General features: G+C 67.9%; 17 protein-coding genes (1 of these 17 running past the window's edge). 12 read left to right on the top strand and 5 right to left on the bottom strand.

The genetic code is table 11. The annotated features are described in order from the left end of the window. Positions 1-592 carry the 5' portion of a flagellar motor stator protein MotA gene (gene motA / locus AZOLI_RS13730; protein WP_014249276.1) on the bottom strand. Its footprint begins 269 nt before the window's first position, so 592 of the gene's 861 nt are visible here — the first part of the coding sequence; the start codon lies at positions 590-592; its stop codon lies beyond the left edge, outside the window. A 516-nt stretch (positions 593-1,108) separates the two neighbouring features. Between motA and AZOLI_RS13725 the strand changes: the two genes are divergently transcribed. Then, complete coding sequence (locus tag AZOLI_RS13725; RefSeq protein WP_014249274.1) at positions 1,109-1,714, top strand: glutathione peroxidase; 606 nt, start codon at positions 1,109-1,111, stop codon at positions 1,712-1,714. A 25-nt stretch (positions 1,715-1,739) separates the two neighbouring features. On the opposite strand, the gene ccmB is transcribed toward AZOLI_RS13725, so the two are convergent. Beyond that, positions 1,740-2,405, bottom strand: a complete 666-nt coding sequence (gene ccmB, locus AZOLI_RS13720; RefSeq protein WP_014249273.1) for a heme exporter protein CcmB — start codon at positions 2,403-2,405, stop codon at positions 1,740-1,742. Continuing rightward, entirely contained in the window at positions 2,402-3,124 is a 723-nt protein-coding gene (ccmA, locus tag AZOLI_RS13715) for a heme ABC exporter ATP-binding protein CcmA (RefSeq protein WP_429725902.1), read from the bottom strand. The genes ccmB and ccmA overlap by 4 nt, the downstream gene beginning before the upstream one ends. Before the next feature lie 510 nt (positions 3,125-3,634). Here ccmA and AZOLI_RS13710 point away from each other — a divergent pair. The 5 genes from AZOLI_RS13710 (at position 3,635) to AZOLI_RS13690 (ending at position 8,767) form a co-directional block, all read left to right on the top strand. Further along, positions 3,635-5,326: a putative transporter gene (locus AZOLI_RS13710; RefSeq protein ID WP_014249270.1), complete on the top strand. Its 1,692-nt coding sequence runs from the start codon at positions 3,635-3,637 to the stop codon at positions 5,324-5,326. Between the two features lie 137 nt (positions 5,327-5,463). Next, on the top strand, positions 5,464-6,270 hold the full coding sequence (locus tag AZOLI_RS13705; protein WP_014249268.1) for an ABC transporter ATP-binding protein: 807 nt from the start codon (positions 5,464-5,466) through the stop codon (positions 6,268-6,270). A gap of 86 nt (positions 6,271-6,356) precedes the next feature. Then, positions 6,357-7,208 carry a lysine/arginine/ornithine ABC transporter substrate-binding protein gene (locus AZOLI_RS13700; RefSeq protein ID WP_162488082.1) on the top strand — a complete coding sequence of 284 codons (852 nt, stop codon included), beginning with the start codon at positions 6,357-6,359 and terminating at the stop codon, positions 7,206-7,208. Between the two features lie 160 nt (positions 7,209-7,368). After that, positions 7,369-8,073, top strand: coding sequence for an ABC transporter permease (locus AZOLI_RS13695; RefSeq protein ID WP_014249266.1), 705 nt, complete (start codon positions 7,369-7,371; stop codon positions 8,071-8,073). Between the two features lie 4 nt (positions 8,074-8,077). Next, a complete protein-coding gene (locus AZOLI_RS13690) occupies positions 8,078-8,767 on the top strand; it encodes an ABC transporter permease (protein WP_014249265.1) in 690 nt (229 codons plus the stop codon). A 334-nt stretch (positions 8,768-9,101) separates the two neighbouring features. Here the strand turns inward: AZOLI_RS13690 and AZOLI_RS13685 are convergent, their stop codons facing one another. Further along, positions 9,102-10,259 (bottom strand): penicillin-binding protein activator, encoded by a 1,158-nt coding sequence (locus AZOLI_RS13685; protein WP_014249264.1) that lies wholly within the window; start codon positions 10,257-10,259, stop codon positions 9,102-9,104. A gap of 104 nt (positions 10,260-10,363) precedes the next feature. Between AZOLI_RS13685 and rsmI the strand changes: the two genes are divergently transcribed. The 6 genes from rsmI (at position 10,364) to AZOLI_RS13655 (ending at position 15,320) form a co-directional block, all read left to right on the top strand. After that, positions 10,364-11,254, top strand: a complete 891-nt coding sequence (gene rsmI, locus AZOLI_RS13680) for a 16S rRNA (cytidine(1402)-2'-O)-methyltransferase (protein WP_014249263.1) — start codon at positions 10,364-10,366, stop codon at positions 11,252-11,254. After that, on the top strand, positions 11,251-11,619 hold the full coding sequence (locus AZOLI_RS13675) for a YraN family protein (protein WP_014249262.1): 369 nt from the start codon (positions 11,251-11,253) through the stop codon (positions 11,617-11,619). Before rsmI ends, AZOLI_RS13675 begins: the two co-directional genes overlap by 4 nt. A gap of 27 nt (positions 11,620-11,646) precedes the next feature. Beyond that, positions 11,647-12,489: a SirB1 family protein gene (locus AZOLI_RS13670; protein WP_014249261.1), complete on the top strand. Its 843-nt coding sequence runs from the start codon at positions 11,647-11,649 to the stop codon at positions 12,487-12,489. 29 nt (positions 12,490-12,518) lie between these two features. Further along, positions 12,519-13,466, top strand: coding sequence for a glutathione synthase (gene gshB / locus AZOLI_RS13665; RefSeq protein ID WP_014249260.1), 948 nt, complete (start codon positions 12,519-12,521; stop codon positions 13,464-13,466). Between the two features lie 171 nt (positions 13,467-13,637). After that, positions 13,638-14,636 carry a tryptophan--tRNA ligase gene (gene trpS, locus AZOLI_RS13660; RefSeq protein WP_014249259.1) on the top strand — a complete coding sequence of 333 codons (999 nt, stop codon included), beginning with the start codon at positions 13,638-13,640 and terminating at the stop codon, positions 14,634-14,636. 27 nt (positions 14,637-14,663) lie between these two features. Further along, positions 14,664-15,320 carry a pyrrolidone-carboxylate peptidase gene (locus AZOLI_RS13655; protein ID WP_014249258.1) on the top strand — a complete coding sequence of 219 codons (657 nt, stop codon included), beginning with the start codon at positions 14,664-14,666 and terminating at the stop codon, positions 15,318-15,320. A 9-nt stretch (positions 15,321-15,329) separates the two neighbouring features. Here the strand turns inward: AZOLI_RS13655 and AZOLI_RS13650 are convergent, their stop codons facing one another. Then, a complete protein-coding gene (locus tag AZOLI_RS13650; RefSeq protein WP_014249257.1) occupies positions 15,330-15,704 on the bottom strand; it encodes a MarR family winged helix-turn-helix transcriptional regulator in 375 nt (124 codons plus the stop codon). Positions 15,705-16,236: the final 532 nt, after the last annotated feature.

The following is a 16,236-nucleotide window of genomic DNA, read 5'->3' as shown; positions in this document are numbered from 1 at the left end:
GCACCTCCGGCGGTTCGGTGATCGAGCCCATGGTGTGAATCACGCCCAGCACCGCGGCGACGATGCCCAGCGCCGGCACGGCGTCGGCCACCGCCTGGATGGCGTCGGCGATGCGCTGGTGTTCGTGGTGCATCGTCTCGATGTCCTCGTCCATCAGGTCGACAAGTTCGTGCGGGTTGTCGGCGCCCAGCGACATCAGACGGAGATAGGTGCAGAGAAAGGCGATGGCATGGTGATCGCCGTAGAATTTGGGAAACTGCTGGAAAAGCGGGGAATCCTCCGGCTTTTCGATGTGCTGTTCCAGCGCCAGCAAGCCCTTGGTCTTCGCGATCTTGAAGACCTGGTACATCATGGTGAGGACCTCCAGGAAGTCCTCCTTCTTGTATTTCGGACCCTTGAAGAGGTGGCCCAGCTCCTTGCCGGTGTGGGTGACCACGGATTTGGGGTTGGCGATGAAGAACGCCCCGGCGGCCGATCCGAGAATGATCATGAATTCGAACGGCATCCACAGCACGCCCATGTGGCCGCCGCCGAGGATGTAGCCGCCGAACACGCTGACCACCACGATGACCAAACCGATGATCACGAACATCCGGTCTTCTCCCTACCCCTTACCCGCCACGGACCGCAGGATGCATCCGACCCACAGAAGGCCGGAGATCGATTGACTTTCCGTAAACCACCCGAACGGTCTACCGCCTTCGCGACAGGCCGGGCGATCCTACCGGTGCGGATGGGTCCTGTCACGAAAGGACTGGCGGTGCAGGTTTTTCAGGCCCCGCGGACCGGTGGCCGGGCCCCGGCAAGGCGCCAGAGGTGACCGGAGTGGTGACCGGAACGGCAGCAAGGGTACAGGATGGTCACAGCCGGAAGACAGGAACGCCCCGGCCGCCGCGCATCCTTACCTATGAAGCTGGTGTTCGGGGGGGGAGGTGTCGCTACCCATCCGGTGGGGGCAGGCCGGATGCAATGGGTGGATGACGGATGCTTTCCGCCGTCCGCTTGATCCGATAGGCGCCGGGGAACGTATAAGGCATCGTAGGTAAGGATGTCGCCGTCCACCGTGATGACGACAGTGCCGATATCCCCCAGCCGCCGAGCCGCACCGATGACCGTCCGAACCCGCTTTCGCACCGTGGCCTTGGCCGCCATCCCTGCCGCCCTGGCGGCTGTCTTCTCCGTGACGGGAGCCACCAGCGCCATGGCCGCCAGCAGCGCAACCAACGCCTACAGCTTCACCTTCCAGGGCATCGACGGGCAGCCGCTGCCGCTGTCGCAGTTCGCGGGCAAGGCGATCCTGGTGGTCAACACCGCGTCGCAATGCGGTTTCACCCCGCAATACAAGGGACTGCAGGCGCTTTGGCAGAGCTACCGCGACCGTGGGCTGGTGGTGGTCGGCGTGCCGTCCGACGACTTCGGCGGGCAGGAGCCGGGGAGCGCGACCCAGATCAAGGATTTTTGCGAGGTCAACTATCGGATCGACTTCCCGATGGCGGACAAGACGGTGGTGTCGGGCGACGGCGCCCACCCCTTCTACCGCTGGGCGTCGGACGAGATGGGCTTCCTCGCCAAGCCGCGCTGGAACTTCCACAAATATCTGGTCGGTCCCGACGGCAAGCTGGTGTCCTGGTTCTCCACCATGACCGACCCCGAATCGGACAAGGTGCGCGAAGCGATCGAGAAGCTGCTGCCGGAGAAGGCGCCGAAGTCTTAAGGGGAGTCGACGCAGGCCCCCTCCCCTACTCCACGGCCTGTCGCAGGGCTGCGGCACCCGCCCAGGGAGCGAGCGGCAGGGCGGCGGCGAGGATGCCGGCAAGCAGCAGCAGGTGCGGGCGCGGAGTCAGGCTGTTGATGGCGGCGTCGATGGCGCCGGCACCGAAGATCAGCACCGGGATGTAGAGCGGCAGGATCAGCAAAGACAACAGCACGCCACCGCGCCGCGCCCCCAGGGTCAGCGCGGCGCCGATGGAGCCGATCAGGCTGAGGATCGGCGTGCCCAGCGTCAGGGTCAGCACCAGCACGCCGAAGCCTTGCGCATCCATGTTCAGCAGGACGGCCAGCAGCGGGGCGGCGACGATCAGCGGCACGCCGGTCACCAGCCAGTGGGCCAGCGTCTTCGCCAGCACCGCGGCCTCCAGCGGCAGGGAGGACAGCGACAGAAGCTCCAGCGAGCCGTCCTCGTAATCGGTCTGGAACAGCCGCTCAAGCGACAGCAGCGAAGCGAGCAGCGCCGCCACCCAGATCACGCCGGCGGCGATGCGGGCGAGGATGTTCGGCTCCGGCCCGACGCCGAAAGGGAACAGCACCACGCACAAAACAAAGAACATGACGGCGATGGTGGCATCCGACCCCTGGCGCAAGGCCAGCCGCAGGTCGCGCGCCACAAGGCGCAGGAAACGGCTCATCGCGCGGCCCCCTCTTCCTGAAACTCATCCTCGCCGCCTTCTTCATCGTCGGCATAGGGGGTGAAGTCGTCCAGATGCAGTTCCTCGCCGCCGGGGGTGGCGATGTCGGTGTGGGTGGACAGCACCACCATGCCGCCCTCGGCGCGGTGTTCGGCGATCAGCCCCTCGAACAGGGCGATGGCGGCACGGTCGAGCGCCACGGTCGGCTCGTCCAGCAGCCACAGGGTCGCCGGTGCGGCCAACAGCCGCGCCAGATTGAGCCGGCGCTTCTGCCCAGCCGACAGGTAGCGGCCCGGCACCCCGGCGATGTGCGGCACCCCCAGCCGGTCGAGCGCCGCCCGCGCATTGGCGGCCGGATCGGCGGCTCCCGCCAGCGCCGCCCAGAAGGCAAGGTTCTCCGCCGCCGTCAGCACCGGCTTCACCGCGTCCAGATGGCCGACATACTGCACCCGCGCCCGGTGGCCGTCGGGATCATCGGCAACCGACACACCGTCCCAGCCGAGCGTGCCGCGCAGCGGCTTCAACAGGCCGGCCATCACCCGCAACAGGCTGGACTTGCCGCTGCCGTTGGGGCCGAGCAGCACCAGCGCGCCGCCGGGGGCGATGCGGAACTCCAGCCCGGTGAAGACCAGCCGGTCGCCACGCAGGCAGGTCAGCTCGGTTCCGGAAAAAACGGGCATGGGACGGGTCGCGCCTCCGGTTGAGGGAGGCGCTGCTATAGCACAGGGCGGGAGAAAAGCCGGAGCAAGAATGGCGTCGCCGCGGCATGAGCCACGCAAAGAAAAAGGCCACCGCGAGGGGGTTCTCGCGATGGCCGCGCGCCCGGCCGGGTCCGGCCGGACGATGCTCGGTGGAACTGCGTCCGTTCATCGCGGCGGTGGCGCTAGGGGGGACGCCGATGCGCGCGACATGCGTCGCCGGTTGCTTGAGATAAGGTCTATAGGGAAAAAGTGGCAAAATTTGGATGGAGTTCGAGCAATCGGACGTTGTCCTGCAGCGGATAGGCGGCATCGCAGCGCTGCGCTCCCATGCACGGGATGCAGTGCGGGGCTTCCGGCAACGGCAGGGCTAAAGCCCGTCCGCTTGTTCTGAATCAACGCCTTACTCCGCCGTTCTACCGCATCGTGGCACCGTCGCCTCCCGTCCGCGGGGAGCGTCCCGGCTCACCCGGAGCCAATCCGGGGCCTGCCGGAACCCTGCCCGATTGTGTTCAGCAAGCGAGTCCTCCCATGTCGGCCTTCACGTCGGCCTTCGCAGACATTCTCCAGGCCATGCCGCCGATCGCGCGGGTGGTCCTCATGCTCGGCCTCGTGTCCGCGGCCGGCGTGGCGCTCGGCCACATCAAGATCCGGGGGGTCGGGCTCGGCATCGGCGGCGTGCTGTTCTCCGGCATCGCCGGCGGCCACATCGCCAAGCAGGCGGGCATCGCCTTCAATCCGGAGATGATGGACTTCATCCGCGACTTCGGGTTGATCCTGTTCGTCTACACCATCGGTGTCCAGGTCGGCCCCGGCTTCTTTGCGGCGTTGCGCCGCACCGGGCTGGCGCTGAACGGGCTGGCGCTGCTGATGGTGGGGTCCAGCATCCTGCTGACCGCGGCGCTGGTCTCCTCGGGGTCGCTGTCGCTGGGGTCCTCGCTGGGGGTGTTCGCCGGTGCGGTGACCAACGCCCCGGCGCTCGCCGCCACCCAGCAGGTCCTGACGGAAGTCGGGGCCGACGCGGCGGTGATGGCCCTGCCCGGCCTTGCCTTCGCCGTCACCTACCCGTTCGGCATCGCCGGCAACCTGCTGGCGATGGCCGCCGTCCGTATCCTGTTCCGCATCGACCCGGAGGCGGAGGCCGCCCGCTTCGAGGAATGCCGCCGTGCCGAGGTGTCCAAGCTGGAGACGATGGATCTGGCCGTCCGCAACCCGGAACTGGCGGGCAAGGCGCTCGGCTCCATCGACCTGCTGTGCGGCCAGGGGGTGGTCGCCTCGCGCCTGCTGTGCGACGGCAAGCTCTGCGTCCCGCATGACGACACCCGCCTGAAGCTCGGCGACGTGCTGCATGTGGTCGGGCCGAGGCAGAAGCTGGAGCAGGTACGGGCTCTGCTGGGGCAGGAGTTCGAACGGCCGCTGACCACCAAGGGCACCGACCTGAAATGGGAGCGCATCGTCGTCACCAACAACGGCGTGCTGGGCAAGTCGATCGCCGCCCTGAACCTGCAGGAGGCCCATGACGTGGTGGTCAGCCGCGTCAACCGGTCGGGCGTGGAGCTGGTGCCGACCCAGGCGCTGAAGCTGCAGTTCGGCGACATCCTGACGGTGATCGGCCGGCCCGCAAGCCTCGCCGCCGTCGGGCAGGTCTTCGGCAACTCCGCCCGCAAGCTGCAGCAGGTGGAGATGATCCCACTGTTCCTGGGCATCGCGCTGGGCGCGGCGCTGGGCGCCATCCCGATCTTCCTGCCGGGGATGCCGGCGCCGCTGCGGCTGGGCCTTGCCGGCGGGCCGCTGATCGTGGCGCTGATCCTGGGCCGCGTCGGCCATGTCGGGCCGCTGGTGTGGTTCATGCCGCCGGCGGCCAACCTGGCTCTGCGCGAGATCGGCATCGTCCTGTTCCTGGCCGTGCTGGGCATCGCGTCGGGCGACCGCTTCGTCGCCACGCTGGCCAGCGGCGCCGGATGGCCCTGGATGATATGGGGCGTGCTGGTGACGCTGGTGCCGCTGCTGCTGACCGGGCTGATCGCGCGCGGGCTGATGAAGCTGAACTTCCTGACCATCTGCGGCGTGCTGGCCGGCGCCCAGACCAACCCGCCGGGGCTGGCCTACGCCAACGCGCTGGTCGCGTCGGAGGCTCCGGCGCTGGCCTATGCCACGGTCTACCCGCTGGCGATGTGCCTGCGCATCCTGGGGCCGCAGATCCTGGTACTTTTGTTGTGGTGACGCATCATTTTCGGACACAAGCGGCACAACGTGCGCGGCGTGTGAAATCCGCGTTGCGGAACGCCTGCACGCCGGTCTAGCCTATGCCGCAATGGTCAGACCATAACCTGCCCCCACAACCCTGCCGGTTCCCACGCATGCATCGCCATCCGCCTGTCAGCGACTCCGCACCCGCCGCCGTCGTCGTGGAGGATTTGCACAAGCGGTTCGGCGAGCTGGAGGTGCTGAAGGGCGTGTCGCTGACCGCGCGCGAAGGCGACGTCATCACGCTGATCGGCTCCTCCGGCTCGGGCAAGAGCACGCTTCTGCGCTGCATCAACATGCTGGAGATCCCGGATGACGGGCGCGTCGTCATCGGCGGCGAGGCCATCGCGCTGAAGAAGACGCGCGGCGGCGCCACAATCCCCGCCGACACCCGTCAGGTGGAGCGCATCCGCACCAGCCTGGGCATGGTGTTCCAGAGCTTCAACCTCTGGACCCACATGACGATCCTGGAAAATGTGATCGAGGCGCCGGTGCATGTGCTGGGCGTGCCGAAGGCGGAAGCCGTCGACCGCGCCCGCGGGCTCCTGGACAAGGTCGGCATCCTGGCCAAGGCCGACAGCTACCCGGTCCAGCTCTCCGGCGGGCAGCAGCAGCGCGCGGCCATCGCGCGGGCGCTCGCCATGCAGCCGAAGGTGATGCTGTTCGACGAGCCGACCTCGGCGCTCGACCCCGAGCTGGTGGGCGAGGTGCTGCGCGTCATCCGCCAGCTGGCGGACGAAGGCAACACGATGATCCTGGTGACGCACGAGATGGGCTTCGCCCGCGAAGTGGCGTCCAAGGTGGTTTTCCTGCATCAGGGGCGGATCGAGGAGGAAGGGTCACCCGACAAGGTGCTGACCGATCCCGACTCGGACCGGGTGCGGCAATTCCTCTCGCGCCATCTGTCCGGCGCGGCGTGAGGGGAAGAGGCAGAGGGCAGGACCGGACCGTCAGAAACAGCCCGGCCCCCGACAAGGGCGGAAGAACGGGCGAACCGAACAGAGGAGTGTGTGCGTTGAAGAAGATCGTTTCGGCCCTGGCGCTGGGCGCCATGATGGCTGTGGCCGCGGCGGGCGCCGCCGGCGCCAAGGAGTGGAAGACGGTCCGCATCGGCAGCGAGGGCGCCTATCCTCCGTGGAACGCCACCGATACCTCGGGCAAGCTGATCGGCTTCGAGGTCGACCTCGCCAACGACCTGTGCAAGCGCATGAAAGTGACTTGCGAGTTCGTCGCCCAGGATTGGGACGGCATCATCCCGGCCCTGCAGCAGGGCAAGTACGACGCCATCATGTCGGCGATGACCATCACCGACGAGCGCAGGAAGGTCATCGACTTCTCGGCCCCCTACGGCACCGAGCCGTCGGTCTTCGCCGTGCCGACCGGCTCGCCGCTGGCCAAGTCGCTGAATCTCGGCGCCGACCGCATCGATCTGAACGACCAGGCCAAGGCCAAGCCAGTGCTGGACAAGCTGGCCGAGGCGCTGAAGGGCAAGTCCGTCGGCGTCCAGGTGTCGACCATCCAGGCCGACTTCATGGACAAGCATCTGTCGAAGGTGACCATGCGCACCTACGACAAGATCGACAATGCCGGCATCGACCTGAACTCCGGCCGCGTCGACGCCATGTTCGGCGACCGTTCGGTGGTCGAGGCGGTGCTGAAGGCCACGCCGGGCAAGATGGTCGTCGTCGGTCCGAACTTCATCGGCGGCGTGATCGGCGAGGGCATGGGCGTCGGCCTGCGCAAGGACACCGCCGACCTGAAGGCGATGTTCGACAAGGCCATCGGCGAGGCTCTGAAGGACGGCACCGTCAAGAAGCTGAGCACGCAGCATTTCGGCTACGACATCTCCCCCAAGTAAGGCGACCAGGAAAGGCGGATCTTCGGTCCGTCCATCCGATCGGAACGGCGCCCGGCGGCCTTTGCGGCAACCGGGCGCCGTTCGTTCCCCGATCGCCGTTAGCTGACCCCGTACGGCCGGCCTTCCGCGCCGCGCCCGGCGGGCCTTACCGGGCGTGCCAATGCTGGAACTCCTTTCCTTCGGTCCCAACGGCTGGGGCGGACAGCTTCTGATGGGAACCGCGATGACGGTCGCGGTCGCCGTGTCGGCCTTTGCCTTCGGCATCCTCGTCGGGTCGCTCGGCGCCTCGGCCAAGCTCAGCCATTCCCTGGCGCTGAACGTGGTGGCCGACATCTACACCACGGTCGTCCGCGGCATCCCCGAGCTGCTGGTCATCTATCTGCTGTTCTTCGGTGGCAGCAGCGTCGCCACCTCCATCGCCGCCGCCTTCGGCTATGACGGGCGGGTCGACCTGAACGCCTTCACCATCGGCGTGCTGGCGGTCGGGCTGATCTCCGGCGCCTATTCGACGGAGGTGATCCGCGGTGCGGTGCAGTCGGTCCCCTTCGGCCAGATCGAGGCGGCGCGTGCCTGCGGGATGAGCCGCTGGCTGATCCTGCGCCGGGTGCTGGTGCCGCAGACGCTGCGCTTCGCCCTGCCCGGCCTCGGCAATGTCTGGCAGCTGACGCTGAAGGACACGGCGCTGGTGTCGGTGACGGCCTTGGCGGAACTGATGCGCGTGACCCATCTGGCGGCCGGCGCCACGCGCCAGCCCTTCCTGTTCTATGGGACCGCCGCCGTGCTGTACCTGCTGCTGACCACCGTTTCGACGGCGCTGTTCAACCGCGCCGAAATCTCCGCCAACCGCGGCGTCCGGAGGGCCTGAGGCCATGAACTGGCAACTGATGTGGGACAGCCTGCCCCGCATGCTCGGCGGGCTGTCGCTGACGCTGCAGCTGATCGTCGGATCGCTGGCGCTGGGCGCGCTGGTCGCCTTCGGCGTCGCGCTGCTGCGGCTGTCCGGCAACCGCGTGGTGGAGACGCTGGCCGCGGCCTATGTCTTCCTCTTCCGCGGCACGCCGCTGCTGGTGCAGATCTTCCTGGTCTATTACGGGCTCGGCCAGTTCGAGTTCATCCGCGAGAGCATCCTCTGGCCCTTCCTGCGCGAGCCCTACTGGTGCGCCATCCTGGCGCTGACGCTGAACACCGGCGCCTACACCAGCGAGGTCCTGCGCGGCGCCATCCTGTCGGTGCCGCAGGGGCAGGTGGAGGCGGCGCGGGCCTGCGGCATGTCGCGGGCACTGGCCTTCCGCCGCATCGTCCTGCCGGTGGCGATCCGCCAGATGCTGCCGGCCTACGGCAACGAGGTGATCCTGATGGTCAAGGCGACCTCGCTCGCCAGCACCATCACGCTGATGGAGGTCACCGGCATCGCCCGCCGGATGATCGCCCAGACCTTCGCGGTCTTCGAGCTGTTCATCGTCGCCGGCGCGATCTATCTGGTGCTGAACTTCGTCGCCACCCGCCTGATCAAGTTCGCCGAATGGCGCCTGACCCCCTACCTGCGGGCACGGGCGTAAGTAAGGATAGCGCGTTGAACGCCCTCTCCCGCCCCGGGAGAGGGTCAGGGTGAGGGGGACGCACAGCGACGATCCCCAAGTATCCTTACCTGAGATACGAAAACGCCGCGGCTCGTCCCGAGACGACCGCGGCGCTTCAGCCTTCAGAGCTTGTGAGTTCTTATCGGCTTTTCTCGGCCGTCATCCCCGCGAAGGCGGGGATCCAGGCTGATCGGAGCCTAGGCCTTTGGAGCGTCTGGATTCCCGCCTTCGCGGGAATGACGGCCGAAGGAGGCTCATCGGGACTCACAAACTCTCACCCACCCCTCTCCCCAGCGGGTAGAGGGATTGTCATTCACTGCCCCAGGAACTCGAACGACGGCGGGGCCGGGTCGACCACGCGCGATCCGGTGGGCGTGATCTCCATCACCGCCAGCCCGCGTTCGACCATGCCGTCGGCGCGCAGGCGGAACAGGCCGTCCAGACCTTCGAAGCCGTTCGGGTTGGTCATCGCCATGCGGTCGAAGGGCACCGGGCCGCCGCTGCGGGTCAGCACCGCGGCGATGGAGGTCGCGTCATAGGCCAGCGTCGCGATGCGCGGCGGCTTGCGGCCATAGACCTGCTCGAACTGCGACTCGAAGCGGGCGCGGGTCTGCGGCGCCGGGGCGGCGTACCAGGCGCCGACCAGCGCCGGCTCCTGGCCCAGAGCGCCCTGCGAACTGTCGTCCCACAGGCCGGTGCCCAGCAGCTTGACCTGCTGCGGCTGCACACCGTTCGCCGCCAGCGCCTGGGCGATGCCCTGGGCGCGCTGCCCGCCTTCGGCCAGCATCACCGCCTGCGGCTGCGGCGTCACCTGTGCCACCTGCTTGGCCGGGACCGACAGGTCGGTGACGGCCGGATCATAGCGCTCGACCTGCGTGGTCATGGTGCCCAGCCGCGGGCCGATGGCCTGCAGGGCGTTGACCACCGCGTCGCCATAGGGGGAGCGCGGCGCCAGCACGGTGAAGCGCGTCACCCCGCGCGAGCGGGCATAGCCGGCGACGCGGCCGACCTGATCGGCCGGGACGAAGCCCAGCACATAGGTGCCGTTGCCGGCCTGGGTAGCGTCGTTGGTGAAGGCCAGAACGTCGACGCCGGCATTCTGGGCAATGGGACGCACCGCCGCGACATCGGCGGCGAACAGCGGGCCGATGATCAGGCGGGCGCCTTCGGCCAGCGCCTGGCGCGCGGCGTCGGCCGCACCGCTCGGCGTGCCCTTGGTGTCGCGCGGCAGAAGCTGCAGCTGGTCGCCGGCCATGTCGAACAGCGCCATTTGCGCCGCGTCCAGCATGGCCTGTCCGATGGCCGCGCTCTGGCCGCTGAGCGGCACCAGGACCGCCACCTTGATGGGGCTCTGCGCGTCGGGCAGGGGAGCCACCGGAGCCGGAACCGGTTGCGGCGCTTGTGCCACCCGCGGCGGCGCGCTTACAGTCGAACAGGCCGACAACAGGCCGGCGACCAGCAAGGCTGCCACGCCGTGACGTTTCAGACCCTGTGAGAAAGCTGTTGCCAAGCGTGCCACCGATCATCTCCACATCTGCTGAAACGGCCGCCGATACCGAAGGCGGGACCCAAGGCATGGTTCAAAGCGGCGCTCAAGGTAGCCCCCTCGCCGCGCCAAGTAAACTCGCGGGCGGACTCCATGTCGTCGCTACCCCCATCGGAAACGCCGCCGACATCACGCTGCGGGCGCTCGACACGCTGAAGCGGGCCGACGCCATCGCCTGCGAGGACACGCGCGTCACCGCCAAGCTGATGGGCATCCACGGCATCCACACCCCCTTCGTCTCCTATCACGAGCACAACGCCGTAAAGATGCGTCCGGTCCTGATCGAGCGCATGAAAAAGGGCGAGGCCATCGCGCTGGTCACCGATGCCGGCACGCCGCTGGTCTCCGACCCCGGCTACAAGCTGGTGCGGGAATGCGTGGCGGAAGGCGTGGCGGTGACCACCCTGCCCGGCGCCTCGGCCCCGCTGGTGGCGCTGGTGCTGTCCGGCCTGCCGACCGACCGTTTCCTGTTCGCCGGCTTCCTGCCGAACAAGAGCAGCGCGCGCCGCGCCACCGCAGGCGAGCTGAAGGGCGTGCCGGCCACGCTGGTCTTCTTCGAATCGCCGCAGCGCCTGCCGGAGTCGCTGGCAGACCTCGCCGACATCCTGGGCCCGCGCGAGGCCGCCGTCGCCCGCGAACTGACCAAGCTGTACGAGGAGGTGCGGCGCGGCACCCTGCCGGAACTGGCCGCCCATTACGCCGAGGCCGGCCCGCCGCGCGGCGAGGTCGTGCTGGTGATCGGCCCGCCGGGAGAGGAGGCGACGCCCGGCGAGGCCGACGTCGACGCCCTGCTGCGCGAGGCGCTGACCCGCCTGTCGGTGCGCGACGCCGCCGCCGACGTCGCCGCCCGCACCGGCCAGCACAAGCGCACCGTCTACGCCCGCGCGCTGGAGTTGCAGCGGGAGGAGAAGACGAAATGACCGACCTGGATGCGCGGCGCCTGCGTGCCGAAAGCCTGGGCCGCCGGGCGGAGGCGCTGTGCCGCCTGTCGCTTCGGCTGCGCGGCTACCGCATCCTGGCAAGCCGCCTGCGCACGCCGATGGGCGAAATCGACATCGTCGCCAAACGCGGCAAGACCATCGCCATCGTCGAGGTGAAGGCCAGAGGCGACTGGGACACCGCCAACGAGGCGCTGAACGCCCGCCAGCGCGGCCGGCTGGTCCGTGCCGCCCATGCCTTCCTGGGTGCCAATCCGCGCTATGCCGGCTATGTCTTGCGCTTCGACGTGATGCTGGTTACCCCTTGGGCCTGGCCCCGTCATCTGGTCGATGCCTGGAGATCGTGAGGGGACGAATTTGAGGGGGCGACAGTCTTGAGCAACCGCGCGGAAGCCCGCGAAATCCTGCGCCGCATCGGCGACCAGCCGGACGACGAGATCGATCTGGCCGAAGCCGCCCTGGCGCTTGGCGCGCTGGAGCTGCCGAACGCCGACCTCGCCCTCTACCGCGCCCATATCCGCGCCATCGTCGAGGATCTGGCTGCCCGCGTCGCGGCCGAAGACCAGGGGAATGACAGCCTGGAGGCGCGCATCGCCCATCTGCATGCGGTGATCGGCGGGCGCCACGGCTATTCCGGCGACCACGACACCTACGACGACCTGCAGAACGCCAACCTGCTGCGGGTGATCGACCGCAGGCGCGGCCTGCCGGTGGCGCTGGGCATCCTCTATATGCATGCCGCCCGCTCGCAGGGCTGGCCGATGGTCGGGCTGAACTTCCCCGGCCATTTCCTGGTCCGCATCGAGAAGGACGGGGCGCGCGCCATCATCGACCCCTTCAACGAGGGGCAGACCCGCAGCGTCGTCGATCTGCGCGACCTGCTGAAGGCCACCGCCGGCAGCGCCGCCGAGCTGGAGCCCGGCCATTACCAGCCGGTGTCGAACCGCGACGTGCTGCTGCGCCTGCAGAACAACATCAAGCTGCGCCACCTGTCGGCGCACGACGTGCCGAAGGCGCTGGAGGTGCTGGAGGCGATGCGCCTGTTCGCCCCGCACGAGCCGGCCCTGTGGCGCGAGACCGGCCTTCTGGAGGCCCATGCCGGCAACCTGAAGGACGCCATCACCGCGCTGGAGACCTTCATGGCGCTGACCGGCGACGACCATCACCGCCACCAGACCGCCTCGTTGATCCAGCAGTTGAAGAACCGCCTGAACTGACCCCGTTCGCAGAGGTCCGGAGACCCGTCATGAGCCTCGCCGTCGCCTTCCAGATGGACCCCATCGAGTCGATCAACATCGACACCGATTCCAGCTTCATGATGGCGCTGGAGGCGCAGAAGCGCGGCCATCGCCTGTACCACTACCACCCGCGCGACCTGATCCTGACCGGCAACCGCCTGACCGCCCGCGTGCGCGAGATGACGGTGGTGCGCCAGCGCGGCGCCCACTACACGCTGGGCGAGCCGGTGGCGACCGACTTGTCGACGATGGACGTCATCCTGCTGCGGCAGGACCCGCCCTTCGACATGGCCTACATCACCTCCACCCATTTGCTGGAGCATGTGCAGCCCAAGGTTCTGGTGGTCAATGACCCGGCTGAGGTGCGCAATGCCCCGGAAAAGCTGTTCATCACCAAGTTCCCCGACCTGATGCCGCCGACGCTGATCACCAGCGACAAGCAGGCCATCCTGGACTTCCGGGCGGAGCACAAGGACATCATCGTCAAGCCGCTGTTCGGCAACGGCGGCGCCGGCGTCTTCCACCTGAAGCCGGACGACGAGAATCTCGGATCGCTGCTTGAGATGTTCACCCAGCTCTATCGCGAGCCGGTGATCGTGCAGCGTTACCTGCCGGAAATCCGCCAGGGCGACAAGCGCATCATCCTGGTCGACGGCGAGCCGGTGGGCGCGGTCAGCCGCATGCCGCAGGAAGGCGAGGCCCGCGCCAACTTCCATGCCGGCGGCAGCGCCCGGAAGACCGAACTGACCGCGCGCGAACGCGAGATGTGCGCCGCCATCGGCCCGGTGCTGCGCGAGAAGGGTCTGGTCTTCGTCGGCATCGACGTGATCGGCGACTACATGACCGAGATCAACGTCACCTCCCCCACCGGCATCCAGGAGATCAACCGCCTGGACGGCGTGCAGCTGGAAGCCCTGCTGTGGGATGCGATCGAGCGCCGCCGCGCGACCAAGTAAGGATAGACATCAGGCGGGCGGTGCAGCCGGGCAAGACGCTGGTCCGGCCAGCCCGCTTGAGCCGGGTCAAGCCGCCGCGCGTGTGGCGCGTCTGTGGCTCGCCGCGCCTTGACCGGCGGACTTCAGGGGGCGATAACTGCCGCCTCCCAGAGTTTTCGAGCGAGACCACCCGTGAACCGCATTTTCTCCGGCATGCAGCCGACCCGGCAGCTTCACCTCGGCAACTATCTGGGGGCGCTGCGCAACTGGGTGGAACTGCAGAACAGCTACGAGTGCATCTTCTGCGTCGTCGACCTGCACGCGCTGACCATCGACCAGGACCCGGAGGTCCTGCGCAACAACATCCGCGAGGTCGCCGCGGCCTACATCGCCGCCGGCATCGACCCGGACAAGAACATCCTGTTCAACCAGTCGGTCGTGCCGGGCCATGCCGAGCTTGGCTGGATCCTGTCCTGCCACACGCCGCTGGGCTGGCTGAACCGCATGACGCAGTTCAAGGAAAAGGCCGGCAAGCAGAAGGACATGGCCAATCTGGGCCTGTACGCCTACCCCACCCTGATGGCCGCCGACATCCTGCTGTACAAGGCCACCCATGTGCCGGTGGGCGAGGACCAGAAGCAGCATCTGGAACTGGCGCGCGACATCGCCGGCGCCTTCAACCGCCGTTATGAGACCGAGTTCTTCCCGCTGCCCGAGCCGCAGATCCTGGGCGAGGCGACGCGGGTGATGAGCCTGCGCGACGGCAAGAAGAAGATGTCGAAGTCGGACGAGTCCGAATATTCGCGCATCAACATGACCGACGACGCCGACACCATCGCGCAGAAGATCCGCAAGGCCAAGACCGATCCGGAGCCGCTGCCGGAAACCGTGACCGAGCTTGAAGCCCGTCCCGAGGCCGACAACCTCGTCACCATCTATGGCGCGCTGGCCAGCCAGTCGCGCGAACAGGTTCTGGCGCAGTTCGCAGGATCCCAGTTCTCCGACTTCAAGAAGTCGCTGGTCGACCTGTCGGTGGACAAGCTGGCGCCGATCACCACCCGCATGAAGGAACTGCTGGCCGACAAGGCGGAGATCGACCGGCTGCTGAAGAAGGGCGGCGAGCGCGCCGCCGCCATCGCGGAGAAGAACCTGAACGACGTGAAGGACATCATCGGCCTGCTGCGGCCGTAAGGATGCGACCGTAAGGATGTCCTGCCTGTGACGGCCCCCATCCTGCTCACCGGCTTCGCGCCGTTCGGGACATCCCCGGACGGCGAGCCGGCCCCGGATTCAGACCATCCCTGGGCCGCCGATCCGACCGGCCTGCTGATGGAGCGGCTGGCGGGGGAACCTGGGGTCGTCACCGCCACCCTGCCCCCTCTCTATGACGCCTGCGGCGAAGCCTTCGCCGAGCTGCTGGCCGAACACCGGCCGCTGGCGGCGCTCGGCTTCGCCTATCTGGAAACGAGCGATTACATCCGGCTGGAACGTCTGGCCTGGAACCGCGACGAAAGCCCGCTGCCGGACGCCGCCGGCACGGTGCGCGAACACGCCGACATCGTGCACGACGGGCCGACCGCCTATGGCAGCACCCTGCCAGTGCCGCGGGTGATGCGGGAATTGTCGATGGCCGGGCTGCCGGTGACCTTCGGCGATTTCTCCGGCGGCTTCCTCGGCAACCATCTGTTCTACCGGGCGCGCCACGTCATTGAGAGCGCCGGCCTGGATATCCCCTATGGCTTCTTCCACATGCCGCCGCTGCCTGAACGCGCGGCAACGCTGCGCCGCTTCGGCGGCCTGAGCCTGGAGCGGCAGGAACTGGCGGTGCGCACGCTGGTGGGGATGCTGCGCACGGCGCTGAACGGGATCGCCTGAAGGCGGTAATCAGGCCGTTCTGGCGGGGCGGCGCTGGTCGGGCGGGTTCACGATGGCGCGCAGCGCGTCCAGGAACTCTCGGCCCTTGTCGGTCAGGGTGACGATCTTGCGGCGGCGCTCGCGCGGGTCTTCCTGCGCCTGCACCAGATCGAGGCCGGCCTTGCCGAAGCTGTGCCAGCGGCTGAGCGCCGCGACGTTGCGCGACGCGGAGGATTGGGCGATGCCCAGGCGTTCCGCCAGTTCGCCGATGGAGATGCCTTCGCTCTGCGCGATGGTCATGAAACTCAGCGCATACTGGATGGGCAGGTCGGGGTCGAGCTTGCGGAACGCCTCAAGCACCTGGACGACGGTAAGGACCTCGTCATGACGAACGCGGGCCGGCATTCAGCAGGTCTCCGCGGCGCCGCGCGCTATGCAGCGCGGGAGGGTGGTCCCCAACGGGCCGGTGTGTAGATGATGTTCAGGCGTCCAAGCCATAGGATGACTTCCCCGTTTTCACGCCGCAGGTCGAAGGACCCGGCCGGCGATGCCCAGCGGGCGTGTTCAACGAAGAGACGGTGACCGCAAAAACCCAGAAAGACACACATGGGATCCTCTCGATATCCGGAATTCACGTTCGAAGGCTGCGGGAAGAAGTCGGGCCGGCTGGGCATGATTGGCGGCCCAATTGGCGGCGGTGGCGGCCGGATCGCCCGATCGGCGAGTCCAGGCGGTGGTTACGATGGCTTTCATCGATGCTCTCCAGAGGTTGAGTGATGCCGGCGTGAGAGACCGGCGGATCCGGTATCGCCGCTCAGCGATACGGTTGCAAGGTCAAAAATGTCCGCGCGTCCGATAGGTTCCGATCGCGGATGTGAAAAGGCGGAGGCCGGCCGCCGGACGGGGGCTCCCCGCCGTCCGTCAATCCGATGTCGCG

The sequence above is a fragment of the Azospirillum lipoferum 4B genome, assembly GCF_000283655.1.
In the GTDB taxonomy this organism is placed as follows: Bacteria; Pseudomonadota; Alphaproteobacteria; order Azospirillales; family Azospirillaceae; genus Azospirillum; species Azospirillum lipoferum_C.
Note: the sequence above shows the minus strand (reverse complement) of the source record. Positions and strands in the feature narration are given on the sequence as shown.